The sequence below is a fragment of the Glutamicibacter bergerei genome (assembly GCF_054495185.1).
On record NZ_CM137131.1, the window covers coordinates 1122987 to 1147815 of the forward strand.

Below are 24829 nucleotides of genomic sequence, written 5' to 3' on the forward strand. Positions count from 1 at the left end.
GCACCACGCGCTCACAACCCTGGCGACCTACGCATTTCGAACCGCCCAGACCGTGAACAGTCCCCAGATATCGATGAGGACGTTACCGGTAAGGAATTGGATCGTGTTGCACGCGCCCAGCTTCGGTACCTCGAAGAACGCTCGGCAAGCTGGGTAGCTAAGCACTTGGTCATGGCTGGCCGTCTACTTGAAGAAGATCCCGAGCTTGCCTATGAGCACACCATGGCAGCCTCCCGTCGTGGCGGCCGCGTTGCAGTTGTCCGTGAAGCCGTAGGCATTGCTGCCTACCACGCAGGCAAGTACGCGGACTCACTACGCGAGCTTCGTACTCACCGACGTATCTCCGGTTCGGATTACAACCTTCCCTTGATCGCAGACTCGCTGCGTGGCTTGGGTCGTGCTGAAAAAGCCATTGAGCTTGCACACTCAGATGAGTGCGCGAATCTGGAATCTGCGGTCAAGGTCGAGATGCACATCGTTGCCGCAGGTGCCTACGGCGACTTGGGCAAATTAGATCTGGCTCTTGCCGAGTTGGAATCTCTAGAACAGCTTGACTTCAATCGCGCTTACTCGTTCAGCCCGCGTTTGTTTACCGCTTATGCTGATCTGCTTGCAGGAGCTGGCCGCACCGAGGATTCCAAGCGTTGGTTCGCTCAGGTTTCTGTCGCAGAGCGTGCTCTTGGCATCGAGGAAGAAGCCGATTCCTTCATCATGGACCTAGCTCCAGAGATGGATGAAGAGGACGAACGCCCACGCGCTAGGGATCTTGTTGATGAGAATGTTGCTGTGGACTCCGGAGATGAAGCTGTTGTTGACGCAGCTGACTCGATTGAGAGCGAAGTGGCCGTCGAAGACACCGCGGAAGCCGATATCGATGATGCCGACGTTGAGACCGAAGAAATCGGCATCGATGAGGAAGACGGCCTAGTTGAGGTAGATTCAGTAGAGGTTGAAACCGAAACTGATAACGTCACCGAAACCGAAACCGACTCACAGAAGTAGGAACTAGTACCGAATGCTGATCTCCGGATTTGATTCCGTTCTTTCAGATCTCGATGGTGTCGTCTACGCGGGTCCCAATGGGATCCCAGACGCCGTCGAGTCATTGAACGCACTCGCAGAAGTTAATGTCGCTCTTGCGTTCATAACGAACAATGCGGGACGTTCGCCAATGTCAGTTGCCGCGCATTTGCGTCAACTGGGTGTGAAAACCGGTGCGGAGCAGGTCTTTGGATCTGCTGATGCCGGAGCCGAGCTATTGGCGCGTGAATTAAATCCGGGCAGCAAGGTACTAGTTGTGGGGTCCCCGTACCTGCGTGAATGCATTGCGGTGCGGGGACTCGAAGTCGTAGAGTCGCATAAAGATAAACCAGTGGCGGTTATTCAAGGTTTCGACCCGGCCGTTTCTTGGAACGATCTTGCCGAGGCCAGCTATGCCATCAATAACGGGGCACAGTGGGTCGCGACGAACACCGACCTAACCATTCCTCGGGCCGAGGGTATCGCACCAGGTAACGGATCATTAGTCCAAGCGGTGAAACTAGCCACCGGGGTGACACCCCGCGTTGCAGGAAAACCAGAGTCGTTCTTATTTGCGCGTGCAGCGGATCGTTTAGATTCGCGGCGCCCCCTTGTAGTAGGGGATCGTTTGGATACCGATATCCTTGGAGGATATCGAGCGGGCTTTTCTACTGCGCTGGTATTGACGGGTGTGGATTCTCCCCGTAGCGCACTTGGTGCCCCGGTATCGGAGCGCCCAAACTACCTTATTTCCAGCCTCGCAGATCTTTACCGACCGTACCCAACAATCAAAGTGCTTGGCTACGGCGTACAAGTCGGAGAGTCAATTGCTAAGGTTGATGGTGAGTCTATAGAGGTCAGTGGCAATGAATCAGACCTAAATGCATGGCGTGCCGCATGCCATGCTTGGTGGCTGGCTCATTCGCGCCAGCAAGATCATGTTAGTCCCGAAATCCAATTCACCTCGCGCGGATTGGACACCCTGCGACGAGCTCAGAGGTAGCCCACATGAATATGCCAACGCCTGGCGACAAGTCGGCATCAATGTTGGAAGATGAAGCGCTGGACGACACGCTCTCATCCCTTGCCCAGCAGGATATAACAGAACATTCAGCAATATACGAGCAGCTACTGGCAACTCTTCAGTCGCAGCTTAACTCAACGGAGTACCGCGCGTGAACCGGCTTGATCAAGTACTAGTACTTCGGTCGCTAGCTCGTTCGCGGACCGAAGCGGCCAAGCTTATTGACGCAAAACGAGTTCTGCTCAATGGGGTTGTTGCTACCAAGGCTTCGAAGAACGTTGCTCCGGAATCCGAGCTCGAAGTCTTAGCTAGTGAGGGTGAAGAATACGTTTCCCGTGCCGGCCATAAACTGGCTGGTGCGCTAGATGTATTTACGACCATTTCGCCCGAGTCGTTGCGCTGTCTAGATGCTGGTGCCTCTACCGGCGGATTTACAGATGTCTTACTGCGTCGCGGTGCCAAACAGGTGATGGCCGCGGATGTCGGGCATGGACAACTCGTGAACCAAATTCGTGAAGACTCCCGAGTATCGGTGTTTGAAGGTCTCAACGTTAGGTATATGAACCCCGAGGACATTGGGGGAGAAGTCGACTTGGTCGTAGCCGACTTATCGTTCATTTCATTGCGCTTAGTGATCGACGCTCTGGCAGGCACGACACGCCCGGGTGGTTCGCTCGTGTTGATGGTAAAGCCACAATTCGAAGTTGGACGTGAACACATAAATCGAACCGGCGTGGTTTTATCTCCCGAGTTACGTCGCAGTGCCATTGAAAGCGTCGTAGCATCAGCGCAGGACGTTGGTTTGCAATTGTGTGGTCTGGCCCGCAGTCCCTTGCCCGGACAAGACGGAAACGTTGAATTTTTTCTCTGGCTCGGAAAACCTCCCATGAGTAATCAACAATCCGTCGATGAAGCCAAATTGTGGGAAGTAGTTGACTATTCTTAGAAGTGAATTGCTTGAGCGGTGAATTCCTCATCACCAAGCGCATACTTCTAACCCGAGAGGGGCAGCCTGCCTTGCGCCGCATCCTAGTTTTCACACACACGGGTCGCAAAGAAGCGATCGCCGCGGCTATTGAAACTTGTGGGTTGCTCCATGCTGCCGGTGTGCGTCCAGTGATGCGCAAAAAAGATCATGAAGCAATACAAACTGCAAGCACCGGACTCCGGCTGCAAATCGACATTCTTGGTCAGGATTGCACCATTGAACAGGTCGATTTAGGCGTAGTTCTGGGTGGAGACGGTTCAGTACTGCGCGCAGCGGAACTAGTGCGTGATGCATCTTTGCCGTTGGTTGGCGTAAATCTTGGACATGTTGGTTTTCTAGCCGAGGCCGAGAGATCCGAATTAGCGGACACAGTACATGCTTTGGTGATTGGTGCTTACACCGTTGAAGAACGGATGGCTATCGAAGTTCAGGTTTGGCGGGACAACGTTTGTCTTGCGGAAACTTGGGCACTTAACGAAGCCGCGGTTGAAAAGGCTAATCGCGAACGCATGATTGAGGTTGTCATCGAAGTCGATGGACGACCGATATCTACTTTTGGTTGCGATGGCGTCGTCATGGCTACGCCAACAGGGTCCACTGCCTATGCATTTTCTGCTGGTGGCCCCGTAGTTTGGCCCGAAGTGGCAGCGCTGATCATGGTTCCCATTAGTGCCCACGCACTATTTGCTAAGCCACTGGTGGTTTCGCCAGACTCGATTATGGCGGTTGAAATCTTAACCCGTTCCGAAGCCGGCGCTGTGCTGTGGTGCGATGGTCGTCGAACAATTGACCTGCCGCCTGGAGCTCGTATTGAGGTTACTCGGAGTGACAAGCCAGTGCTTTTAGCAAGGCTTAATACGACTCCATTCTCGGAGCGACTGGTGAATAAATTTGAGCTTCCGATTCAGGGATGGCGCGGCCCGGCGGACGAGGACGAACGCCGTCCAGCAACCACTGCTCTGCCGGTCATCGGGCCCGGCTTTCAGAGCGTCGAACCGCATCACAAGGATGAACCTGGGATCCCGTTAGTGGCTCGTGACGAAATGAAATAAGAGAATTTACGACTCACAACACTCATATTCGAACAAACTTACGATTCAACAAGTACTATTGGGACGAGAACTGGAACGAATGCACTAGAACGACCGGGAGCGGGCGATGATTCAAGAAATTTCGATCTCTAACCTTGGCGTGATTACCAAGGCGACTCTGCCACTTGGGCCGGGGTTGACTGTTGTCACCGGCGAAACCGGTGCGGGTAAAACAATGGTGATCACCGCTCTGTCCTTACTGCTTGGCCGTCGAGCCGATGCCGGTGCAGTGCGAAACGGTGCCGATCACGCACTAGCCGAGGCTGTCGTGCGTCTAGACCCAGACCATCACGCGCTCGAGGCGGCGACTCATGCCGGGGCGTTTGTTGATGAAGTAGGCGATAAGAGTGAACTGTTACTCACTCGCTCTCTGTCCGCTCAAGGTCGTTCCAAAGCGACAGTCGGTGGACGAAGTGCCCCGGTCGGTTTGTTGGCCGAACTAGGGCAGGAGCTGGTGGCTGTCCACGGTCAGTCTGATCAGATTCGTCTGAAAGAGGCTGGCGCGCAACGTGATGCACTTGACCGATTTGCCGGTTCAGGCCTGGCGCGCACGCTCAAGGAGTATCAGCGGACCTACCGACAGTGGCGTGCGTCGAGTAAAGAACTAACTGCGCTTAAGCAAGACTCGCGTGATCGGGTTCGTGAAGCCGAAAACCTAAAACTCGCGCTCGACGAGATTGATTCGCTAGAGCCGTTGCCGGGTGAATACGAGAATTTACGTGAAACGGCGATGAAGTTGGGTAACGTCGAATCACTGCGAAACGCTAGCCTGCAGGCTAGAGCCATTGTCGATAGTGAAGATTTTGAATCCCCAGGGATTACTACTTTGGCAGAATCTGTTCGCGGAATTTTGGCGCAAGCAAGTGATGATGACCCGGCCCTAGCAGCCTTTGCTGACCGCGCCGCAGAACTTGGCATTCTTGCTTCGGAACTATCGAGCGATATGGCAAGCTACGTCTCAGATCTTGATGAAGAGGGTCCTGAGCGGCTGGCTCAGATTGAAGCACGTCGTGCAGATTTGAATAAACTCATGCGTAAATATGCGCCAAGCATCGATGAAGTTATTTCCTGGGCCGAAGAATCCCGGCAACGTTTGGAACGGCTTGGTTCGGACGACATTCGCATCGAGGAACTCGAGGACGCTGTGGTCCAGCTGGAGCAGAAGGTCTCAGCTCTGGCTACTGATCTCTCTGAAGCCCGACGCAAGGCTGCCACGAAGCTTTCCAAGCGGGTCAGCGCCGAGCTAACCGCATTGGCCATGCCTGATGCGAATCTCTTTGTCGAGATCGGTGATTTGCCGGAGCTCGGTGCATATGGGCAAGACCAGATCGAAATGCTGTTAGCGCCCCATGCAGGTGCCGCGCCTCGCCCACTGGGTAAGGGGGCCAGCGGCGGTGAGCTGTCGCGCGTGATGCTAGCTATCGAGGTAGTCCTCGCAGCAGTAGATCCGGTGCCAACCTTCGTCTTTGATGAAGTGGATTCCGGAGTTGGTGGCAAAGCTGCGGTGAGCATCGGTGAGCGATTGGCGATGCTTGCCCGACATGTGCAAGTCATTGTGGTCACGCACCTACCCCAAGTGGCGGCCTATGCTGATCGTCATATCCGCGTGATCAAGACCTCAAACGGTAAGTCAGCGGCCGGCGCCGGGTTTACCGCCAGTGACGTAATCACTCTTGATGATACAGAACGTGTCCGTGAGCTGGCCCGGATGTTGGCAGGTCAGGAGGAATCTGACACCGCTCAAGCGCATGCAGAAGAGCTTCTGGCTGATGCGCGGAAGATGGTCGAATCATTGGTGACGAAGAGCGCACGCTAAATGGCAGAGACGGACTTTGGCATCTTCGGCAGGTGTCGTAGAGTTGCAAAGTGGATGGTCGGTATTCGCGAAAGCGAGCAATGGTGATAGGATGAAATCCCGTGGTGCAGCGTAAATTAACTCGTGATTCTCGGTCGTCTGAAACGACAAAACATATCTTCGTCACCGGCGGTGTAGCCTCCTCCCTGGGTAAGGGATTGACGGCATCCAGCCTTGGACACTTAATTCGAGCTCGTGGTCTCTCCGTGACCATGCAGAAGCTCGATCCGTACCTGAACGTCGATCCAGGTACTATGAACCCTTTCCAGCATGGTGAAGTCTTCGTTACTGACGATGGCGCAGAAACCGACCTGGACATCGGACACTACGAGCGCTTCCTGGATGAAAATCTTCCGGGTTCCGCCAACGTGACCACCGGTCAGGTTTATTCAACCGTTCTGGAACGTGAACGTCGCGGTGAATACCTAGGCGATACAGTTCAAGTCATTCCTCACATTACTGACGAAATCAAGCGTCGTATGCGTTTGGCGGCCACCGAGCCAGGTGAAGGCAAATCGGCCCCTGACGTTATTATCACCGAAATCGGTGGCACGGTAGGTGATATTGAATCCCAGCCATTCCTTGAGGCAGCTCGCCAGGTCCGCCAGGACATTGGACGAAAGAACGCCTTCTTCGTTCACGTTTCCCTCGTTCCCTACATTGGCCCGAGCCACGAGCTGAAGACCAAACCAACTCAGCACTCGGTGGCTGCTCTGCGTTCCATCGGCATTCAGCCGGACGCTCTGGTCATCCGCTCTGATCGTGCAATCCCAGACGAGATGCGCGCAAAGCTCGGACGTACCTGCGACGTGGAAACCGAAGCAGTCATCAGCTGCCCGGATGCGCCGAGTATCTACGAAGTTCCAAAGATCCTGCATGCACAGGGCCTTGATGCTTACATCGTGCAGACTCTGGATATGAAGTTCCGCGACGTGGATTGGGAAGGTTGGGACCGACTGCTAGACGTCGTCCGCAACCCGAAGCATGAACTGACCATCGCTTTGGTCGGAAAATACATCGAACTTCCAGATGCTTATCTCTCGGTCACCGAAGCTTTGAAGGCCGGCGGTTTCGCTAACGATTCCAAGGTCAAGATCCGTTGGGTACCGTCCGATGACTGCGCTACCGAAGAAGGAGCCCGCAAGGCTCTCGATGGTGCGGAAGCAATCTGTGTACCTGGTGGCTTCGGTATTCGCGGTCTTGAAGGAAAGCTCGGCGCGCTGCGATTTGCTCGTGAAAACCAGATTCCTACCTTGGGCCTGTGCCTAGGTCTGCAGTCCATGGTGATCGAGTACGCCCGCAATATGGCTGATCTACCAGAAGCTTCCTCTACCGAGTTTGATCCGGAGTCTTCCACCCCAGTCATCGCGACTATGGCCGAACAGCTGGACATTGTTGACGGCAAGGGTGACCTAGGCGGAACCATGCGCTTAGGTTTGTATGACGCGAAGCTTCTGCCAGGTTCTGTCCTGGCCGAAACCTACGGCAAGACCGAGGTTGCTGAACGTCACCGTCACCGCTACGAAGTCAACAATGCTTACCGTGCGCAGCTTGAAGAGGCGGGACTAGTCTTCTCGGGAACCTCCCCAGATGGCAAGCTCGTTGAGTTCGTTGAACTGCCTAAGGACGTACATCCGTACTACGTCTCCACGCAGGCTCACCCAGAACTTTCCAGCCGCCCAACTCGCCCACACCCGCTCTTTGCAGGTCTGGTCGCCGCGGCTCTGGCAAAGCGCAACGCCTGAGCAATACCGGTCATAAACCGTCTAAGGTAGTACCTGTTAGGTCATACCAATAGAAGGGCCCGTTCGCGTGGAACCACAACCGATATCCGATGAACTTTCACCTCGAGAGTTGATTGGACGTGAAACCGTATATGAAGGACGCATCTGGAATGTCGTCCACGATACGGTGCAACTTTCGGATGATGGATCCCGCATCGAGCGAGACTACATCGTGCACCCCGGTGCCGTGTCGATCCTCGCCCTCGATGAACGCGAACGGGTCCTTTTAGTTAACCAATACCGTCACCCTGTCGGTATGCGGCTGTGGGAACTTCCCGCCGGATTGCTCGACGTGGCGGGGGAGCCGCCACTTGAAGGCGCCAAGCGAGAACTCTGGGAGGAAGCGGATCGAACCGCTGAATCTTGGGCCGTCCTTACCGACGTTTTTCTCTCTCCAGGGTCTTCTTCCGAGGCGCTACGAATATTTTTAGCGCGTGATGTGAATCTGGCGCCGGAAGGACAGCGTCACGAACGCACTGATGAAGAAGCCGAAATCATCACCCGCTGGGTGCCCCTAGACGAGGCTGTAGCCGCAGTGCTTGACGGCCGAATCCATAACCCCTCGGCGGTAGTAGGCCTCTTGGCAGCCTTTGCTGCACGTGCGAGCAATTACTCCACGTTGCGACCGGCTGATAGTGCATTCGACGCGCACCCCGGATTGCGCGGGGCCTAAAGCGCACCATGAGTTTGCCCGAAGCAACTGCCCAACAGGCACCGAAATCCGGCAAGTTTGAGTCCGCGCTACGCCGCTACCTCCAACACTTGGCGATCGAGCGTGGCCTGGCAAAAAATACCTTGGACTCCTATCGTCGGGATCTAACTCGTTACCAAGAAACTTTGGAAACACGTGGCATCACTGATCCCGCATTGATCACTGAAAATGATGTCAGTGGCTACCTACAGCAGTTGGCACGCGGCGATGACGAGCATCAGGCTCTGGGGCCTAGATCGGTCGCACGCCATACGGTGGCCATTCGGCAGCTGCATAAGTATTGGGAGCTAGAGGAGATTTGTGCGCCTAATCCTGCTCGTGAGGTGCAACCTCCGACGGTGGGCCAGTCGTTGCCGAAGGCGATCAGCATTTCTGCGGTGACTCAGATTCTCGATTCCATTGCGTTGGATACTCCCGCTGGGCTGAGAGATCGGGCGATTCTAGAATTTTTGTACTCGACCGGTGCCCGTATCTCCGAGGTTGTCGGGCTGGATGTAGATGATCTGCATTTTGCCGATGACGCGGTAGTGCGTTTGTTCGGTAAGGGCTCGAAAGAACGGGTTGTACCGGTTGGTGGTTATGCCCAGCGCGCGGTCAGCGACTATCTGGTGCGTGCCCGTCCGGGACTGGCTACCAAGGGCAAAGGGACACCTGCCTTATTTCTGAATCAGCGCGGTGGCAGGCTTTCACGCCAGTCGGTGTGGCTGATTCTGGCCAAGGCCGCTCAGCGCGCGGGGATCGAGGGTGAGGTTTCTCCACACACGCTTCGACATTCCTTTGCCACTCATCTTCTAGAGGGCGGAGCAGATGTGCGAGTGGTTCAAGAATTATTGGGTCATGCCTCGGTCACCACCACGCAGATTTACACGAAGGTCACCGTCGATTCATTGCGTGAGGCTTACCTTTTTGCGCACCCGAGGGTGAACTAGGTTTTTGGGCATGTCAATGAATTTGTCCCGGCCGAAACCCGTTGCTTTACTTGCTTTGCTACGCGACGGTGAATTCGGTACCGAGGTACTGCTTGGGAGAAAACTGCGTGGTTTTGGCATCGGCAAGATCGTTTTGCCCGGCGGGAAGATTGAGCCCGGCGAAACATCCGAGCAAGCTGGAATTCGTGAGTTCTTCGAAGAAACCGGGCTGCTTGTGGCTTCGGACCAGCTTCGGCCAGCGGCCAAGATAGTCTTCAATTTTCCGGCCAATCCGAGCTCTGACATGGACTGTGCAGTATTCATCGCGCGTTTAGCCAGCGGGAGTCTTGCACCCAGCGAGGAACTGGAACCGTTGTGGTTTTCAGCCAGCGCATTGCCGGTGACACAAATGTGGGAAGATTCCCCGTTATGGCTTCCACGCATGCTGGCGGGAGAACAATTCACCGCCCACATCAGTTATGCGGCGGATAATCAAACCCTGCAAGAGATCGCCTTGGCGCCTTGGCCTGAGTAAAGCACCAGGATCTAGGATTATTCTGCGGTACTGAGGATCGAGGGTCTTTCTTCGCTAGCCTGGGCGGGGTTGGGCTCGTAAATTAGCAGGTCTCCGGGCTGGCAATCGAGTGCTTCAGATCAGGCTTCCAACGTGCTGAAGCGGACGGCTTTGGTACGCCCATTTTTGAGAACTGCAAGATTTGCATGGGTGATGCCGATTTTTCGACTAGTTCACCAACCGCCATTTTCGGCGGGAGAGCATGACATCGATGTCTACTCTGATGGCCATTAGATCACGACGCCCAACTCCGTGCGCAACGCCGCTGCCTGGGCTTCGGTGGTTGAGGCTTGGAAAAACAATTGGCGCAGGACCCACACAATGAGCGCGATCCCAGCTAGCAGGACTCCGAATCCACCCACCAAGAGCACTACTGTCGGTGCTACTGCATCGTCTGGGGCCATGACCGTGCCCAGAATAAATGTCATCAGTGAGCCCATGGAAATCGCGACGATGATCAGACCCAGCACGATTCTCACTGCGAGGGTACTCGATGTGCCCATGGAAGATACACCTGTTGTCCTCTTACGATGAACACTTATCGATAAGCAACATACCGCCGTGTCAGTTAACACAAGAGCGGAGTCGAACCGATCGGCCCGACTCCGCTCTTGTGTACGGATTCTTGTTACAGCGCGCGCTGCTCCGGACCGTTGTACGCGGACAACGGACGGATCAGTGCGTTTGAGGCGCGCTGCTCGAAGATGTGGGCGGTCCAGCCGGTGATGCGTGCCGCGATGAAGATCGGGGTGAACATTTCGGTGTCAAAACCCATCAAGTGATAGGTCGGGCCGGCTGGGTAGTCGAGGTTTGGTTTGATCGCCTTCGCCTCATCCATGGCCGACTCCAGGCCATCGTAGAGTCCAAGCATTTCGGAACGACCGTAATGCTCGATCATCTTGTCCAGCGCAGCCTTCATCGTTGGTACCCGCGAGTCACCGTGCTTGTACACGCGGTGGCCGAAACCCATGACCTTCTTCTTCTGTGCCAGCGCATCTTCCATCCACGCCTTCGCACGGACGGCAGCATCCTTGCGGGATTCGTTCTTGTCGATACCGATCTCGTCGAAGGTGTGCATCACCGCCTCGTTGGCGCCGCCGTGCAAAGGACCCTTCAAAGCACCGATGGCGCCGGTGACAGCCGAGTGCAGGTCCGAGAGCGTCGAGGTAATTACGCGTGCGGTGAAGGTGGAGGCATTGAAGGAGTGCTCCGCATAGAGCACCATCGACACGCGGAACGCGTCGACTACCTCGGGGGCAGCCTCTTCACCGAAGCTCATCCATAAGAAGTTCGACGAGTAGTCCAAATCCTCGCGTGGTGCCACGAGCTCTTGGCCACGACGACGGCGCTGATCATAGGCGACGACCGCTGGGAAAGCCGCGAACAGTTCCTTGGCCTTGCGCAGTTCCGCCTCGGGGGAGGAATTTTCTGCCTCTGCGTGGTTGGCGCCGATCACCGATACGGCCGTGCGTCCAACATCCATTGGATGGCAATCGGTAGGCAGTAGGTCAATAGCAGCCTTCACGCGTGGATCGAGCGCACGATTAGCTCGCTCGAAGGCGCTGAATTCGGTCAGCTCCGACTCGCTTGGCAATTCACCAGTCCACAGCAGTAGCGCGACTTCTTCGAAGGACTTGCTTGCCGCGAGATCCTGTACCGGGTAGCCACGATAAAGCAGCGAGTTGGTCTCCGGATTGACCTTAGAGACCGCCGTGTAATCCACGACGACGCCGGCAAGGCCCTTCTTGATATCCTCGGTGGTGCTCATAAGTGCATCCTCTTCGTTGATGGATCCCCGTACTAGAGGTTCGAGTTATTGGTATCGATGTCGAGGGTGGGAACTTGGAAGTTGAAGATCCCGGTGTCGAATCGGTTGTACGCCTCATAGTCGACTAGCTCGTAGAGACGTGACCTGGTTAACATGTTATCCACTTCGCGCTCTTGAGTTCCATCTTCGCTAATTGCGTCGAGTACTCGCTCGGCCGCACCCATGGCGCTACGCAGCAAGGTCACCGGGTAAATGATTAGTGCAACACCGGCATCGGCCAGCTCCTGGCGGTTGAAAAGCTCGGACTTGCCGAACTCGGTCATATTCGCCAACACCGGTACATCAACCGCATTACAGATGGCTTCAAATTCCGACACATTCTTCATGGCCTCAGGGAAGATGGAGTCCGCCCCGGCATCAACCATCGCCTTTGCCCGGTCGATCGCAGCATCCAGACCTTCCACCGCACGGATGTCGGTGCGCGCCATGATCAAGAAGTTCTCATCAATGCGTGCGTCGGCTGCCGCGGCGATGCGCTTGAGCATGGTCTCGGTATCCACCACGTTCTTGCCGTCCAAGTGGCCGCAGCGCTTCGGATTGAACTGGTCTTCGATATGGCAGCCGGCCAAGCCAGCGTATTCCAGCTCTTGGATCGAGCGGGCCACGTTCATCGGTTCACCAAACCCGGTGTCTGCGTCCACGATCGAAGGCAAATCGCTCATTCGGGCGATCTGTCCGGCACGCGTGGCGACCTCGGTCAGAGAGGTCAGTCCAATGTCGGGGAGGCCCAGGTCGTTGGCGAGCACTGCACCGGAAATGTAGATGCCGTCGAAGTTCTTCTCACTGATCAGCTTGGCCGAGAGTGGGTTGAACGCTCCGGGGAACTGGCGAGCAGCTCCCGGGGTGAGCATTTCGCGTAGCGCGGCACGCTTGGCCGCTGGGGTTTTAGTTGAGTACAACATCCTAGAACAGGCCCTTCGGTGCGGCTGCGGCGTCGATAACTCCGGCTGCCGCAACGATGTTTAGCTGCTCCAGCTCGCCGGCACCCAGATTTTCCAGGTTTTCGGCGGCGGCGATGAAGCGGTCGATTTCCGCGTCGTCGACCAGGCCGGTGGCAAGGCTGCGGAACTTGTTGATGTACTGCTCGCGAGCGAATGGTCGAGCGCCTAGTGGGTGCGCGTCGGCCACAGCGATCTGGTCGGTGATCACGGTGCCATCGTTCAGCGTGATTTCGACGCTGCCGCCGAAGGCCTTCTCTGCGATGTCCAGCGAGTGGTAGCGACGGGTCCACTCAGCGTCTTCTTCGGTGGTGACCTTGTGCCACAGTGCCACGGTGTCTTCACGGCCGGCACGCTCAGGGGAGTAGGAATCCACGTGGTGCCATGCGCCGTCCTGCAGGGCGACGGTGAAGATGTACGGAATCGAGTGATCCAGGGTCTCGCGTGAAGCGGTTGGATCGTACTTCTGTGGATCGTTGGCGCCGGAACCAATGACGTAGTGAGTGTGGTGGCTGGTCTTGATCAGCACCGACTTCACATTCTTCGCCTCGGTGGCTTCTGGGTGCTCACCATGCAGCTTGCGAGCCAGGTCGATCCAGGCCTGCGCCTGGTATTCAGCCGAGTGTTCCTTGGTGTAGGTGTCCATGATGGCGCGCTTTGCTTCGCCAGCTTCTGGCAACGGCACCTCGTAGGCGGCATCCTTGCCGTCTAGCATCCAGGCGATCACGCCATCTTCGCCTTCATAGATTGGCACTGGTGAGGTCTGGCCGCGCATCGCACGGTCAGCTGCTTCAACTGCCATCTTGCCGGCGAAGGCTGGGGCATGTGCCTTCCAGGTGGAAATTTCGCCCTTACGTGACTGGCGGGTTGCGGTGGTGGTGTGCAGGCCCTGGCCGACAGCCTGGAAGATGGTTTCAACATCTAGACCCAACAGGGTGCCGATGCCGGCCGAAGCCGATGGGCCCAGATGGGCTACGTGGTCGATCTTGTGCTTGTGCAGGCAGATGGCCTTCACTAGGTCTACCTGGATTTCGTAACCGGTGGCGATGCCACGGATCAGATCCTTGCCCGAAGCACCGGTGTGCTGGGCGACGGCCAAGATGGGTGGGATGTTATCGCCTGGGTGTGAGTACTCGGCGGCCAGGAAGGTGTCATGGTAATCGAGCTCGCGCACTGCAACGCCGTTAGCCCAGGCTGCCCACTCGGGGGAGACCTTTTCGGTGATGCCGAAGACGTTGGCGCCCTTGCCACCGGTGGACGGTGCATGGGTTAGCGCTTGGGATCGAGCGGCAACGATTGGACCGCGGTTCAGTGAGGCGATGGCCACCGAAGCGTTGTCGATGATGCGGTTAATGATCATGTCGGTGACCTCAGCGGTCACTTCTACCGGATCGGCTGCAACGGTTGCGATCTTGTGTGCTAGCTGATCCTCGCGGGCGAGGTTTTCTTCGGAGCGGTAAACGCGAACTGGATGATTGATCATGGTGTCCTTTCAGTGGCGACCGCGTGGGTCATGATGTGTTCAAACGATTGGTGTAGGTGGACCGTGGTGGCCGCGGCAGCGACCTCTGGTTTCCCGCTGGCGATCGCCCTGGCAATCGCCGCATGTTCTCCGGCGGATTCTAATAATCGCTCTGGATTGTCTTTTGCTAGCCGACGGACGCGTTGCAGATGAACGCGTAGTGTGCGCAGCGCACCGGAGAGGTACGTATTGTTCGCTGCCGTGTCGATCATCTCGTCGAGTTCGCTGACCAACTGGTAGTAGCCTTCGGTGGCGGCTTCGGCGCGCAATTGCTGCGCCGCGGTTTCGAAACGCTGTGCCAACAGGGCAAAATCAGCGCCATGAGTGGAGCGTGCTGCGAGGCGTGCGCTTTCGCATTCCAACGCCCGGCGCAAAACGAAGAGGTCTTCGACGTGGGTATCGGAGATTTCGGAGACGATCGCACCGCGTCCGCGCTGTTGCACCGCTAGTCCATCAGCGACCAGTCGGGCCAAGGCTTCACGCACTGGGGTACGGGAAACTCCAAGCCTGTCGGACTGCTCCACCTCGGCGAGTACCGTACCCGGTGACAACCGCCATTCGACGATGTCGCGGCGCAGGCTCTCGTAGACCTTGTCGCTTGCTTTCATGGTTCGATTGTATACATGAATGGCGGGAAAGGGATAGTAAAGCGTAAATTTTTTCGTAATCTTCGTAGAAATGTATACAAATAACTTGCGAACATGTGACTGCCCTCATACGCTAGTAGATGTAGCAACCGCACAGCCGCCGGGTGACGACGCCCGGCCCCAGGAGGGAAACATGGCACAGGAATACCGCCAGGCCTTTAACCAGGCCGCTACCGATCCGGCCGCGTTTTGGCTCACCGCCGCCCGAGATGTGCAGTGGGACAAGGCGCCCACCCAAGCGATCGATGATTCGAAGGCGCCACTGTACAACTGGTTCCCGGACGGAAAGCTGAACCTATCGGCCAACGCACTGGATCGACATGTGGCTGCCGGGCGCGGGGATCAGGCCGCACTCATTTACGATTCGGCAATGCTGAATAGCAAAACCGAGTACAGCTACAGTGAACTTTTGCGCGAAGTGGAAATCTTCGCCGGCGTTTTGCGCGACCGCGGTGTAAAAACCGGTGACCGTGTCTTGATCTACCTACCGATGATTCCGCAGGCTGTCATCTCGATGCTTGCCTGTGCGCGCCTCGGTGCAGTGCACTCGGTAGTTTTTGGTGGTTTCGCTCCGAAAGAGCTGGCCGCTCGTATTACCGACTGCGAGCCGGTAGCCATCGTCACGGCCTCGGGCGGTATCGAACCCTCGCGTCATATTGAATACCTGCCGGCCGTCGCCGAGGCTTTGGCGCTCGCCGAAAAATCTGTGCGAGATGTCATCGTGAGCCACCGCGACGGGTTTGAACACAGCCCCAGTGAGTACCAGGATGCTTCCGAGGTCAATTGGCTGGATTGGGATGAGCTAGCCAAGGTGGCCCAGCCCGCCGCGCCAGTGTCACTGGACTCCACCCACCCGCTCTACGTGCTCTACACCTCCGGAACCACCGGTTCCCCTAAGGGAGTCGTACGCGATACCGGTGGTTACACCACGGCGCTGCAGTTCTCCATGAACGCGATTTACGACGTACACCCCGGTGACGTCATGTTTACCGCTTCGGATGTGGGCTGGGTCGTGGGCCACTCCTACATCGTGTACGCACCATTGATCGCCGGCGCGACCTCCGTACTCTACGAGGGCAAGCCAATTGGCACCCCGGATGCCGGCGTGTTTGGGCGCATTATCGAGGACCACAAGGTCACCACGATGTTCACCGCACCCACCGCGCTGCGTGCGGTGCGTAAGGCCGACCCGTCCGGAGCGCTGATCGCCGCTCATGACCTGTCCTCGCTGCGCGCACTATTTGTTGCCGGAGAGCGGCTGGACCCGGACACTTACCACTTTGCGGTGGATCTGCTGGGCATCCCGGTCGTGGATAACTGGTGGCAGACCGAAACCGGTTGGCCTATCGCCTCCAACCCGCTGGGACTGGAGGAGCTGACTGCGAAAGCCGGCAGCCCCACCACCCCGGTACCCGGTTTTAACGTAGAAATCCGTGACGCCCTCGGCGCTCAGGTAGCTGCTGGCGATGAGGGAAATATCGTCATCAAGCTGCCGTTGCCACCGGGCGCACTGACCACGCTGTGGGGCAATGACCAGCGCTTCATCGACACCTATCTCACGCAGATCGAAGGCTTCTACCTCACCGGTGATTCGGGCTTCCTCGATGAGGACGGTTACCTGTTTGTCATGGGGCGCACCGATGACGTGATCAACGTGTCCGGACACCGGTTGTCCACCGGCGCCATGGAGCAGGTGCTCGCCAGCCATCCGGCGGTCGCCGAATGCGCGGTGATCGGCATCAACGACGCACTCAAAGGCCAGCGTGCCAGCGGATATGTGGTGCTCAAATCCGGTGTGGACACGGACGAGGAAACACTGAAAAAGGAGATCGTTGCGCTGGTGCGCCAGCATATCGGACCGGTGGCGGACTTCCGTGAGGTGACCGTGGTGGCCGGGCTGCCGAAGACGCGCTCGGGAAAGATTCTGCGCAAAACCATGCGGCAGATCGCCGACGGCAAGGAGTACACGGTGCCTTCGACCATCGAGGATCCAGCGGTGCTCGATGACCTTGCGAACTACCTGCGCCCGCAAGGATAATCAGCAGCATTAAAACACTCAAGGCCTGTCCGAACCACAGAAATCGTGGGGGACAGGCCTTGAAATGTTTTGCGGGGTTAGATGCTCACGCCGAAAACCCACGGAACCAACGTGTAGATGACGCCCACGATCAGCACCATCGAGATCAGGTTCAGCCAGACGCCGGCTCGTACCATCTGCCTGATGGAGACCTCGCCGGATCCGAAAGCCACGGCATTAGACGGCGTAGCTACCGGCAACATGTACGCGGAACACACCGCCAAGGTCATCACGATGATCATCAGCAACGGATCCACGCCGACGCCGACTGCCACCGCACCCATGATCGGGAAGAATGCGGCCGCGGTGGCCGTATTGCTGGTTAGTTCGGTCAGTCCCAAGCCAACAAGCGCGGCCACAAGCAGCACGAGGATGGGTGGCAGGTCTCCGAGCGTGCTCACCTGATCGCCGATCCACTTTGATAGCCCAGTGGAGGTGAACATCGCCGATAGCGACAGGCCGCCGCCGAAAAGTAGCAGCAGACCCCAAGGGATATCACGCGCCGATTCCCATTTTAATAACGGGCCAGCGCTCTTGCCCGCAGGAACTAGGAAGCAGGCTATGGCCGCGCCCATCGCAACCTGAGTATCCGAGATTCCGCCGAGGAACGGCATCGACTGCGCAATTGCGGGAATCTTAGCGATAAATGGCAGAGCAACCCAGCAGAAAATCGCGATGAGGAAAATCGCGGCAACGCGATGTTCGGAGGTGGACATGGTGCCCAGCTTTGTCAGTTCGGCGCGAATCAGATCCTTGCCACCGGGGATTTGTTTCAGTCCGGTGCGGAAAACCAGTTTGGTCAGCACCAGCCACGCGACCAGCAGCATGAAGACTGCTACCGGGACGCCCACGAGCATCCACTTGCCGAGCTGCATCTCGTAGTTCAGCTCTGCATCAAGGTATGCAGCCATCAACGCCATCGGTGGCTGACCGATGAGCGTGGCCATGGAGCCGATGGTCACACCGTAGGCAATGCCCAACATCATCGAGGCTGAGAACTTCGCGTCTACGGCTTTGGGATCGATATTGCGGACCAGCTGCAGGATCGAGACACCGATCGGGACCATAATCACCGCGGTGGCGGTGTTGGAAACCCAGGCCGAGATAAACGCGGAGGCAAGCATCAGCCCGAAGACGATCTGATCCGGACGTGTGCCTACGGCACGGATCGTGAGCAGTGCGATGCGCCGGTGAAGATTACTGCGCTCCGTGGCGAGCCCCAGGATCACGCCGCCCATGACGAGGAAAACTACCGGGTTGGCGTAAGGCGCGGCCACGTTGGTCATCGTGTCCATCCCGAATAACGGGAAGAGTACCAATGGAAGCAGCGAGGTCACTGGAATAGGTGCGGCTTCGGTGATCCACCAGATTGCCATCCACGCGGCACACCCGGCGACTGCCTGTCCCTGGAAGGATAGTGACTCGGGTAGGGCCAAGAAAAGGAGAAAACCAACTAAGGGGCCAGTAAGCAAGGACAGCAGCTTGCGGCTCGGCGGAGCGGTCGTCGGCGCGGAGGGTTCGACGCGTGCTGCATCGCTCACGCTGATTTGCACATCTTGTGACAAGGATGATCCTGAGGGGCTTGGGCGAATGTTACTTCGCTAACGTAGCCCTGAGAGCTAGGTAACTGAAATACTTATTTGCGCGCCACTAGGATGCTGGGCCTATCAATTGAGCCCAGATAGCAGATCAACGTCGCGCATCCTTCGAAAAGAAAACGCAAGCAGGGCAGCTAGTCAGTGCGAATTGTGCTGGTATTCAAATTCCGGCCGGCCACGGGTGCCATGGCGTGGTTGTTTCACCGCGGTCTTAACCAACGCTAAATGTTCTAGGTATCGGCGCGCAGTCACCCGCGAGAGTCCTAATTCCTCACCCAGTTCGGTAGCCGAAAAGGCGCGGGTCGGGCTGGATGCCAAATGGTTTTGGACCTGTTCCAGCGTTTGGCTGATCAGTCCCTTGGGCAGCGACACTGAGGCGCTAGTGGTGCGCAACGCCGAAAACGCGGTATCCAAGGCGGCCTGCGAGGTGGAGGACCCACCCGAGCGCATGGTCGCAATAAACGCCTGATGGTTTTCCAGTTTTTCGGCAAAGACCGCGAAGCTAAACGGCTTGATCAGGTACTGGGTGATTCCCGTAGCTACCGCAGATCGGACCACGGCCAGGTCACGCACCGCGGTAATGGCAATAATATCGAGCGTATAACCGCGCCCGCGCATTCGGCGGGCCACGTCAATTCCGTGCAAGTCCGGCAGCGTCATATCCAGCAGGACCAAGTCGAAGGGGGCACCTGCCTCGTGGGCGTCGCTGAGCATTTGCAGTGCGCCGTACCCATTGGCAGCGATGGCGCCGGTGCGGAACCCGGGAACCCGATCCACATACATGGCGTGGGCGCGGGCGGTCTCCGGTTCGTCGTCAACCACCAGTACCCGGAAGTCGCTGCTCGGCTCGGTTAAGCTCACGCGCTGTCCTCCTCAGGCAGTACCGGCAGGGTGATGGTGAATATCGCCCCGGCATCGTTGTCTATGGTCATTGTTCCATGAAGCCGCGTCACCGCCTGCTGCACCAGAGCGAGCCCGAGTCCGCGCGGCGCGTTGCCCTGTTTGGTGCTCACTCCGAAACGCAGCAGGTTTTCCAGGAATTCGGGTTCGATGCCCGGCCCGGAATCCGCGACGGAGATGATCACCTCGTCCGTCAGGGCATTAACCTCCACCCAGACGGTCGACTCCTCGGTACCCACCGAAACGTCCAGCGCATTATCCAGCAAGTTGCCGACGATGGTCACGATGTCGGTGGCGTGGAAGGTATCCGGGCGGACCACCCCGGTGGCGGTAATGCTGAGGGTGACTCCGCGTTCGTGGGCCTGTGCCGATTTAGCGACCAACAAACTAGACAGGTACACGTCATCGATGTTTTGCACGATCGCGTCGGTGAGCGCTTGGGAATTCTGCCGGTCATCGACGGCGAAGGCCAGCGCCTTGTCCGCGCTGCCATTTTCGATCAGCGTGGCGATGGTATGCAGGCGGTTGGCGTGCTCATGGGTCTGGGCACGTAGCGCGGTGGAGAAAGTTTTCAGCGACTGCACCTCGCCGGTCAGTTCCTGCACCTCGGTCAGATCGCGCAGGGTGAGCACCTGGCCGCTGGGTGCCTGTACCCGTAGCCAGCGCAATGGCAGCCGGTACCTGCCGGGCAGCTGGGTTCCGGTCAGTCTGGCGTTGCTCTGTGACACTGCAAGCACCGAGTTGTGGCCCAAGTGGATTTCATCGCGCGCGGCCCGGCCGCTGGACATTAATTCACGCAGGGTGTCGGGCAGCCTGGCATCCGAAAGTTCCAAACCGTCGCCCGGGGCCTGCGCCGGCAGCTTTAAGAGGCGGGCTGCTTCGGAGTTATAGAGCACAATGCGGTGCCTGCGGTCCAGCAGAATCAATCCCTCGCGTACCGAGTGCAGTGCGGAGAAGTAGAACGCGTAGAGCCGGCGCAGCCCGTGCGGGCCGAAGCCCAGGGTGGCGCTTTGAATGTATTTGGAGAATGACCAGGAAGTGAACCCGGCCAGCAGCAGCGCAAACAGTGAGACCAGCAGGATTTGCGGCAGCTCTTCGCGGTAAAGCACCTGCAGACTTTCCAGCGTGATGCCGGTGGCGACCATGCCCACTATCTTCCCGTCCTTCGCGTAGACCGGGGCGATGGTACGTACCGAGCGTCCTAGGGTTCCGACCGCCTGCTCGGAGAAGACCTCACCGCTCAGGACTTCTGCGGTGGACCCGGAATAGGGCTTACCCAGTTGCGCCGGGTTGGGGTGGGTCACGCGCAACAGGTCCGGGGTCATGATGGTGATGAAATCAATGGTTTGTGCGTGGCTCAAAATGTCCTGGGTATAGGGCTGCAGGCTGGCGCTGGGGTCATCTTCTTGCAGGGCGTTGGCCACGAAGGGGTCGTTGGCCAAGGTAGTGGACACGGTGGCAACCGTTGATTGCCGTACGTCCAGGGCCACTCGGGCCACGTGCTGATAGGAAGCGATGCCAAGCCAAACGATCACCACGATGACCAGCAGCATTTGTGCGGCAAAAATACGGGCGGCAAATGACCAGCCGTCGCGGGTCAACGGGACCGGTGCGTTGGCTGCGGCACTATCGTGCTGGTCGCTGGCCATGAACTTGGCTCCTTGATCGAACGTTAAAGTTTTGCTGTGTGAACAATATGAACGCAATAGAGATGCACATCACCCGAGCGCGCACCATTGAACAAGAACGATCTTACGCGCCAGCCTGACAATGCAGTCCAGCTGGCCCCTCGGCATATGAAGGCTGGATTCACCATGGCTGTCACAGAACAAGTCCCGCAGAACCCGGAGTCGCAGACGCCGGTCAAGAAAAAAGACCGCACTCACTGGCTATACATCATGGTGATCGCCGCGGTGATCCTCGGCGCGGCCGTTGGCCTGATCTTCCCTGAACTCGGCAAGGCGCTTAAGCCGCTGGGCACCGGCTTCGTCGCGCTGATCAAGATGATCATCGCCCCGGTGATCTTCTGCACCATTGTCCTTGGCATTGGCTCGATTGCCAAAGCGGCTACGGTCGGCAAGGTGGGCGGCTTGGCGCTGCTGTACTTCATGACGATGTCTACCTTCGCCCTGGCCATCGGCCTGCTGGTGGGTAACTTGATCCACCCGGGTGAAGGCCTTGAGCTCAAGCCTTACGAAGCAGGTGGCGCAGGTGAAGAAAACGCCACCGTCGCGTTCCTGCTTGAACTGATCCCCGGCGATCTGCCGGTCTTGCCAACCCTGGTCCTCGCGCTGATCGTCGGTTTCGCTTTGCAATCGATGGGCAAGTCCGGCGAGCCGGTGCTGAACGCCGTCAAGAGCATTCAGCAGGTTGTTTTCCGAATCATGATGATGATCATGTGGATCGCGCCGATTGGCGCTTTCGGTGCCATCGCCGCAGTGGTTGGCGCCACCGGTTGGGCAGCCATCGGTTCCATGGCGATTCTGATGGGCGCCTTCTACGCTACCTGTGCAGTATTTATCGTGGTCATTCTCGGAACCATGCTGCGCCTGGTGACCGGGCTGAACATCTTCGCGTTGCTGAAGTACCTGGCCCGCGAATACCTGCTGATCTTCTCTACCTCTTCGTCCGAGTCGGCGCTGCCACGCCTGATCGCGAAGATGGAGCACGCCGGCGTCTCCAAGCCAGTGGTGGGCATCACCGTGCCAACCGGTTACTCGTTCAACCTTGATGGCACCGCCATCTACCTGACCATGTCGGCGCTGTTCGTTTCCACCGCTATGAACATGCCGATGAACCTCGGCCAACAGATCGGCCTGTTGCTGTTCATGATCATCGCTTCCAAGGGGGCTGCCGGTGTCACCGGTGCCGGCCTGGCAACCCTGGCAGCCGGCCTGCAGGCTCACCGTCCGGAACTGCTCGGCGGTATGGGCGTTATCGTGGGTATCGATAAGTTCATGTCCGAGGCTCGTGCGCTGACCAACTTCACCGGCAACGCCGTGGCCACCTTGCTAATTGGCAAGTGGACCAAGGAGATCGATATGGAGCAGGCCCGTGCCGTGCTGTCCGGCGAGCGTCCGTTCGACGAGCAGTCGATGGATCCAGACGCCCACTAATTTAGGCGCACTTTAAAAATCAAAAGTCCGCGGTTCCTCCACTGGAGGGTCCGCGGACTTTCGTGTTTATGTTGGGAAACTAGGTCGATCTAACGGTCATTGGCTTGGCCCATTGGCAAGGACCGAACACAAGGCAATCGCCGGCATTGCGTAGCTGACGTTTTCCTAGGCTCAGTTGGGACGCCATGGCGAACCAATCTTGGGGTCAGCTCCTAGAACTAGTCCTTGGCAAGGCGAACCGTTGTAGTGGTGCCCATAATGCCGGCTTCGTAGCTGATCTGTTCGTCGCTGAATGTGAATTCTTTATTGTCCGAAGTCGAAGCCAGCAACGCGCTATCGGTAGCTCCTTTATCCCGTTTCGAAGTCCAGACGTACGACTCCGCAGCTTCGGTAGGAGATTTAAAAGTGCCAACCCAATACACGGACTTTGTATCACCATTATTGGTCACCCAATCTATGGTGATCGTGTCATCGGTGACGGTGGCACTTTGGAAGGCATCGTCGCTTTGGGAGTTTACCTGTTTCCAGTGCCCAGTCAGGTCCGCCGGTTTCGCTTCCTGTACGACTTGTGCGTTGGTTTTCTCCGCGGGTTGATCGGTAGCCGTAGGTGTATTGGAGCATCCGACGAGCATTACGGTGAGCGCAAGAGCGATGGGTGCGAGTGATTTTCTCATTCCATCAGTGTTTCAAGCGCAGACATTACTATGAAGTAGTTGAACCTTGAAATAAAAATTCGATCCACGCTGCACTGATTTTCTCGCTGCTCTGCCTCTCTGAGATTATCGGGTTAGCTCGACTGGGGTAAGTTGCCTGTCCTCCCGCGGAGTTTAGGGCAGCGGAATAACTAGTGCTCCAGCGAGCACGACGCGATTTCCATCGGGATCCGCCAACTGTAGGATATGCGCACCCCCACCTAATTGCGGACCCTGATGCGCAATTCCGACCTCGAGCAGCCGGGCGGCCTGGGCATCGAGGTCGGACTCGTCGAGCACAATGGTTGAGTTGCCGGCGCGGTCAGGTTCAGACCAGAGTTGCACGCCGTAGCCTCTGCCTAGGTGCCATTCAAGCAGGCCTGGCATGGGCCGTTGATCCGGTTTGCGCCCGAACAAGATGGTGTACCACTCTTCGGCACGCGCTAGATCGGTTACCGTGCAATTGGCAAGTATTCCTTTGATCATGGCCCTGTCCTTTGTTGCTGGGTTCGGCATGTTGTGTTCCAGTCGACCACGGCAGTTGGACTGCTGCAAGCTTTTTGAGCAGACCGGTTTCCTCAACTACGAGCTTGGAATTTCTCCGACGCGACGGCCAAGGAATGCAACGAGCTCTTCGATCGCGGGCGCATCATCCGCGATGGCCTGGGTAGGGGCTAAGCGCCCGTTTCTGGACTGGTCCGCGAGCTGAAGCTGAACGAACTGCAAGGCTTGTTCTGCCATGGCTTCTTACGGCTCTAGTTGCTGGCCGGTGGCTATGGCAAGATCCCAGCTAAGTGCGAGCAGATCGTACATTCGAATCTGCAACAGCTCCTGACCGGTGGCTGCACCCAGTGGGCTCTGAAAGCTTCGTTTAAGCGCTCAGGGATGCTCGAAGGTGGCGAGCAGCCGGGCAGAGGAATCGAGGTAAGCAGCGAGCAGATCATCGTCTAGGACGTCAGTGGTACGCTGCGGTGGCGACTGCTCGGTCATAAATGCGGCGAAGACGAGGTTCATGCCCACCAGATGCGCCACCAAATCATGCAAAGTCCAATCCGTGCACGGGGTGGGTGCCGAGAATTGCGCGGGCTCATTCCCCAAAATGAGCCGTGCGACCGAGGACAATGCGTGCTCAAGCTGTTCGACCGTTATCTGCTGTGCATTGCTCATGATTCCTTCAAATGCTTGATACGGTCAGCTGGGGAACCGGGGAGCGGAATCCACCGCTAGCGTTTCCCTCAGCCGTTTATCGAATATAGCGTCCTGTGGCAGGTGTTCTGCCATCGACGAGCTTCGTTCGATGTAGTGTGAATGGTTACCAAAAGTGGCACAGAGATCCGCCGAGCGGTTCATGGGGGAGCATCGTCGAATCGGCGCGGAGGCCGCGAATTCCTCGCGGATCCTTCATTCGTTGGCACCACGAGAGTACGCCCAGCTCCCTTACAACATTTGAGTTAAGGTTCAAGGTAAAGGCTCGCCGTATAACGGCCCTATACACAAGAATTATTACGCCGAACCGTTAACCTTAAACCAAGTACATCGTCCGATCCGAACGGGA

The 24829-nt window shown here is 57.3% G+C and carries 23 protein-coding genes and 1 pseudogene; 11 read left to right on the forward strand and 13 right to left on the reverse strand.

The window, feature by feature from the left end:
• Window positions 1–96 precede the first annotated feature (96 nt).
• The 9 genes from ACX5K5_RS05195 to ACX5K5_RS05235 all read left to right on the forward strand — a co-directional run bounded on the left by ACX5K5_RS05195 (window position 97) and on the right by ACX5K5_RS05235 (window position 9917).
• Complete coding sequence (locus ACX5K5_RS05195; protein WP_188686671.1) at window positions 97–1002, forward strand: tetratricopeptide repeat protein; 906 nt, start codon at window positions 97–99, stop codon at window positions 1000–1002.
• 13 nt (window positions 1003–1015) lie between these two features.
• Window positions 1016–2023, forward strand: a complete 1008-nt coding sequence (locus ACX5K5_RS05200; protein WP_096257564.1) for an HAD-IIA family hydrolase — start codon at window positions 1016–1018, stop codon at window positions 2021–2023.
• 172 nt (window positions 2024–2195) lie between these two features.
• Window positions 2196–2990: a TlyA family RNA methyltransferase gene (locus ACX5K5_RS05205; RefSeq protein ID WP_188686668.1), complete on the forward strand. Its 795-nt coding sequence runs from the start codon at window positions 2196–2198 to the stop codon at window positions 2988–2990.
• A 71-nt stretch (window positions 2991–3061) separates the two neighbouring features.
• Entirely contained in the window at window positions 3062–4084 is a 1023-nt protein-coding gene (locus tag ACX5K5_RS05210) for an NAD kinase (RefSeq protein WP_096257699.1), read from the forward strand.
• A 106-nt stretch (window positions 4085–4190) separates the two neighbouring features.
• Entirely contained in the window at window positions 4191–5939 is a 1749-nt protein-coding gene (recN, locus tag ACX5K5_RS05215; RefSeq protein ID WP_459175129.1) for a DNA repair protein RecN, read from the forward strand.
• Window positions 5940–6040: 101 nt separating this feature from the next.
• Window positions 6041–7723: a CTP synthase gene (locus ACX5K5_RS05220; RefSeq protein WP_096257567.1), complete on the forward strand. Its 1683-nt coding sequence runs from the start codon at window positions 6041–6043 to the stop codon at window positions 7721–7723.
• A gap of 67 nt (window positions 7724–7790) precedes the next feature.
• The gene (locus ACX5K5_RS05225; RefSeq protein WP_096257568.1) at window positions 7791–8435 is read left to right on the forward strand and encodes an NUDIX domain-containing protein; all 645 of its coding nucleotides are present in this window, start codon (window positions 7791–7793) and stop codon (window positions 8433–8435) included.
• Between the two features lie 8 nt (window positions 8436–8443).
• Window positions 8444–9403, forward strand: a complete 960-nt coding sequence (xerD, locus tag ACX5K5_RS05230; RefSeq protein ID WP_459175130.1) for a site-specific tyrosine recombinase XerD — start codon at window positions 8444–8446, stop codon at window positions 9401–9403.
• 10 nt (window positions 9404–9413) lie between these two features.
• A complete protein-coding gene (locus ACX5K5_RS05235; RefSeq protein ID WP_188686662.1) occupies window positions 9414–9917 on the forward strand; it encodes an 8-oxo-dGTP diphosphatase in 504 nt (167 codons plus the stop codon).
• A 17-nt stretch (window positions 9918–9934) separates the two neighbouring features.
• On the opposite strand, the pseudogene ACX5K5_RS05240 reads toward ACX5K5_RS05235, so the two are convergent.
• The 6 genes and pseudogenes from ACX5K5_RS05240 to ACX5K5_RS05265 form a co-directional block, all read right to left on the reverse strand.
• Window positions 9935–10187, reverse strand: a pseudogene (locus ACX5K5_RS05240) (helix-turn-helix domain-containing protein).
• Window positions 10187–10459 (reverse strand): DUF2975 domain-containing protein, encoded by a 273-nt coding sequence (locus tag ACX5K5_RS05245; protein ID WP_096257571.1) that lies wholly within the window; start codon window positions 10457–10459, stop codon window positions 10187–10189. The pseudogene ACX5K5_RS05240 and the gene ACX5K5_RS05245 overlap by 1 nt, the downstream one beginning before the upstream one ends.
• A gap of 125 nt (window positions 10460–10584) precedes the next feature.
• Complete coding sequence (locus tag ACX5K5_RS05250; protein ID WP_096257572.1) at window positions 10585–11724, reverse strand: bifunctional 2-methylcitrate synthase/citrate synthase; 1140 nt, start codon at window positions 11722–11724, stop codon at window positions 10585–10587.
• A 32-nt stretch (window positions 11725–11756) separates the two neighbouring features.
• Window positions 11757–12686: a methylisocitrate lyase gene (gene prpB / locus ACX5K5_RS05255; protein WP_188686659.1), complete on the reverse strand. Its 930-nt coding sequence runs from the start codon at window positions 12684–12686 to the stop codon at window positions 11757–11759.
• Window position 12687: 1 nt separating this feature from the next.
• Complete coding sequence (locus tag ACX5K5_RS05260; RefSeq protein WP_188686657.1) at window positions 12688–14205, reverse strand: MmgE/PrpD family protein; 1518 nt, start codon at window positions 14203–14205, stop codon at window positions 12688–12690.
• Window positions 14202–14852, reverse strand: coding sequence for a GntR family transcriptional regulator (locus tag ACX5K5_RS05265; protein WP_459175131.1), 651 nt, complete (start codon window positions 14850–14852; stop codon window positions 14202–14204). Before ACX5K5_RS05265 ends, ACX5K5_RS05260 begins: the two co-directional genes overlap by 4 nt.
• Before the next feature lie 172 nt (window positions 14853–15024).
• On the opposite strand from ACX5K5_RS05265, the gene ACX5K5_RS05270 reads away from it, so the two are divergent.
• The gene (locus tag ACX5K5_RS05270) at window positions 15025–16929 is read left to right on the forward strand and encodes an acetate--CoA ligase (protein WP_096257576.1); all 1905 of its coding nucleotides are present in this window, start codon (window positions 15025–15027) and stop codon (window positions 16927–16929) included.
• Window positions 16930–17006: 77 nt separating this feature from the next.
• On the opposite strand, the gene ACX5K5_RS05275 is transcribed toward ACX5K5_RS05270, so the two are convergent.
• The 3 genes from ACX5K5_RS05275 to ACX5K5_RS05285 form a co-directional block, all read right to left on the reverse strand.
• Window positions 17007–18509, reverse strand: a complete 1503-nt coding sequence (locus ACX5K5_RS05275) for an SLC13 family permease (RefSeq protein WP_459175132.1) — start codon at window positions 18507–18509, stop codon at window positions 17007–17009.
• A gap of 195 nt (window positions 18510–18704) precedes the next feature.
• Complete coding sequence (locus ACX5K5_RS05280) at window positions 18705–19427, reverse strand: response regulator (protein ID WP_346058789.1); 723 nt, start codon at window positions 19425–19427, stop codon at window positions 18705–18707.
• A complete protein-coding gene (locus tag ACX5K5_RS05285; protein WP_459175133.1) occupies window positions 19424–21115 on the reverse strand; it encodes a sensor histidine kinase in 1692 nt (563 codons plus the stop codon). Before ACX5K5_RS05285 ends, ACX5K5_RS05280 begins: the two co-directional genes overlap by 4 nt.
• 165 nt (window positions 21116–21280) lie before the next feature.
• On the opposite strand from ACX5K5_RS05285, the gene ACX5K5_RS05290 reads away from it, so the two are divergent.
• Complete coding sequence (locus ACX5K5_RS05290) at window positions 21281–22582, forward strand: cation:dicarboxylate symporter family transporter (protein ID WP_188686646.1); 1302 nt, start codon at window positions 21281–21283, stop codon at window positions 22580–22582.
• A 218-nt stretch (window positions 22583–22800) separates the two neighbouring features.
• Here ACX5K5_RS05290 and ACX5K5_RS05295 read toward each other — a convergent pair whose 3' ends face one another.
• The 4 genes from ACX5K5_RS05295 to ACX5K5_RS05310 all read right to left on the reverse strand — a co-directional run bounded on the left by ACX5K5_RS05295 (window position 22801) and on the right by ACX5K5_RS05310 (window position 24441).
• Window positions 22801–23256, reverse strand: coding sequence for a hypothetical protein (locus ACX5K5_RS05295; RefSeq protein WP_096257581.1), 456 nt, complete (start codon window positions 23254–23256; stop codon window positions 22801–22803).
• Window positions 23257–23409: 153 nt separating this feature from the next.
• Entirely contained in the window at window positions 23410–23760 is a 351-nt protein-coding gene (locus tag ACX5K5_RS05300; protein WP_459175134.1) for a VOC family protein, read from the reverse strand.
• A gap of 96 nt (window positions 23761–23856) precedes the next feature.
• Window positions 23857–24015, reverse strand: coding sequence for a hypothetical protein (locus tag ACX5K5_RS05305; RefSeq protein ID WP_170947928.1), 159 nt, complete (start codon window positions 24013–24015; stop codon window positions 23857–23859).
• A 138-nt stretch (window positions 24016–24153) separates the two neighbouring features.
• On the reverse strand, window positions 24154–24441 hold the full coding sequence (locus ACX5K5_RS05310; RefSeq protein WP_096257584.1) for a maleylpyruvate isomerase N-terminal domain-containing protein: 288 nt from the start codon (window positions 24439–24441) through the stop codon (window positions 24154–24156).
• Window positions 24442–24829: the final 388 nt, after the last annotated feature.

Bases quoted from the DNA above. Each gene is read 5' to 3' on its own strand.
- ACX5K5_RS05200 (WP_096257564.1), top strand. From the start codon at position 1,016: ATGCTGATCTCCGGATTTGATTCCGTTCTTTCAGATCTCGATGGTGTC.
- recN (WP_459175129.1), top strand. From the start codon at position 4,191: ATGATTCAAGAAATTTCGATCTCTAACCTTGGCGTGATTACCAAGGCG.
- xerD (WP_459175130.1), top strand. From the start codon at position 8,444: ATGAGTTTGCCCGAAGCAACTGCCCAACAGGCACCGAAATCCGGCAAG.
- ACX5K5_RS05235 (WP_188686662.1), top strand. From the start codon at position 9,414: ATGTCAATGAATTTGTCCCGGCCGAAACCCGTTGCTTTACTTGCTTTG.
- ACX5K5_RS05245 (WP_096257571.1), bottom strand. From the start codon at position 10,459: ATGGGCACATCGAGTACCCTCGCAGTGAGAATCGTGCTGGGTCTGATC.
- ACX5K5_RS05250 (WP_096257572.1), bottom strand. From the start codon at position 11,724: ATGAGCACCACCGAGGATATCAAGAAGGGCCTTGCCGGCGTCGTCGTG.
- prpB (WP_188686659.1), bottom strand. From the start codon at position 12,686: ATGTTGTACTCAACTAAAACCCCAGCGGCCAAGCGTGCCGCGCTACGC.
- ACX5K5_RS05260 (WP_188686657.1), bottom strand. From the start codon at position 14,205: ATGATCAATCATCCAGTTCGCGTTTACCGCTCCGAAGAAAACCTCGCC.
- ACX5K5_RS05265 (WP_459175131.1), bottom strand. From the start codon at position 14,852: ATGAAAGCAAGCGACAAGGTCTACGAGAGCCTGCGCCGCGACATCGTC.
- ACX5K5_RS05270 (WP_096257576.1), top strand. From the start codon at position 15,025: ATGGCACAGGAATACCGCCAGGCCTTTAACCAGGCCGCTACCGATCCG.
- ACX5K5_RS05285 (WP_459175133.1), bottom strand. From the start codon at position 21,115: ATGGCCAGCGACCAGCACGATAGTGCCGCAGCCAACGCACCGGTCCCG.
- ACX5K5_RS05290 (WP_188686646.1), top strand. From the start codon at position 21,281: ATGGCTGTCACAGAACAAGTCCCGCAGAACCCGGAGTCGCAGACGCCG.
- ACX5K5_RS05295 (WP_096257581.1), bottom strand. From the start codon at position 23,256: ATGAGAAAATCACTCGCACCCATCGCTCTTGCGCTCACCGTAATGCTC.
- ACX5K5_RS05300 (WP_459175134.1), bottom strand. From the start codon at position 23,760: ATGATCAAAGGAATACTTGCCAATTGCACGGTAACCGATCTAGCGCGT.
- ACX5K5_RS05305 (WP_170947928.1), bottom strand. From the start codon at position 24,015: ATGGCAGAACAAGCCTTGCAGTTCGTTCAGCTTCAGCTCGCGGACCAG.
- ACX5K5_RS05310 (WP_096257584.1), bottom strand. From the start codon at position 24,441: ATGAGCAATGCACAGCAGATAACGGTCGAACAGCTTGAGCACGCATTG.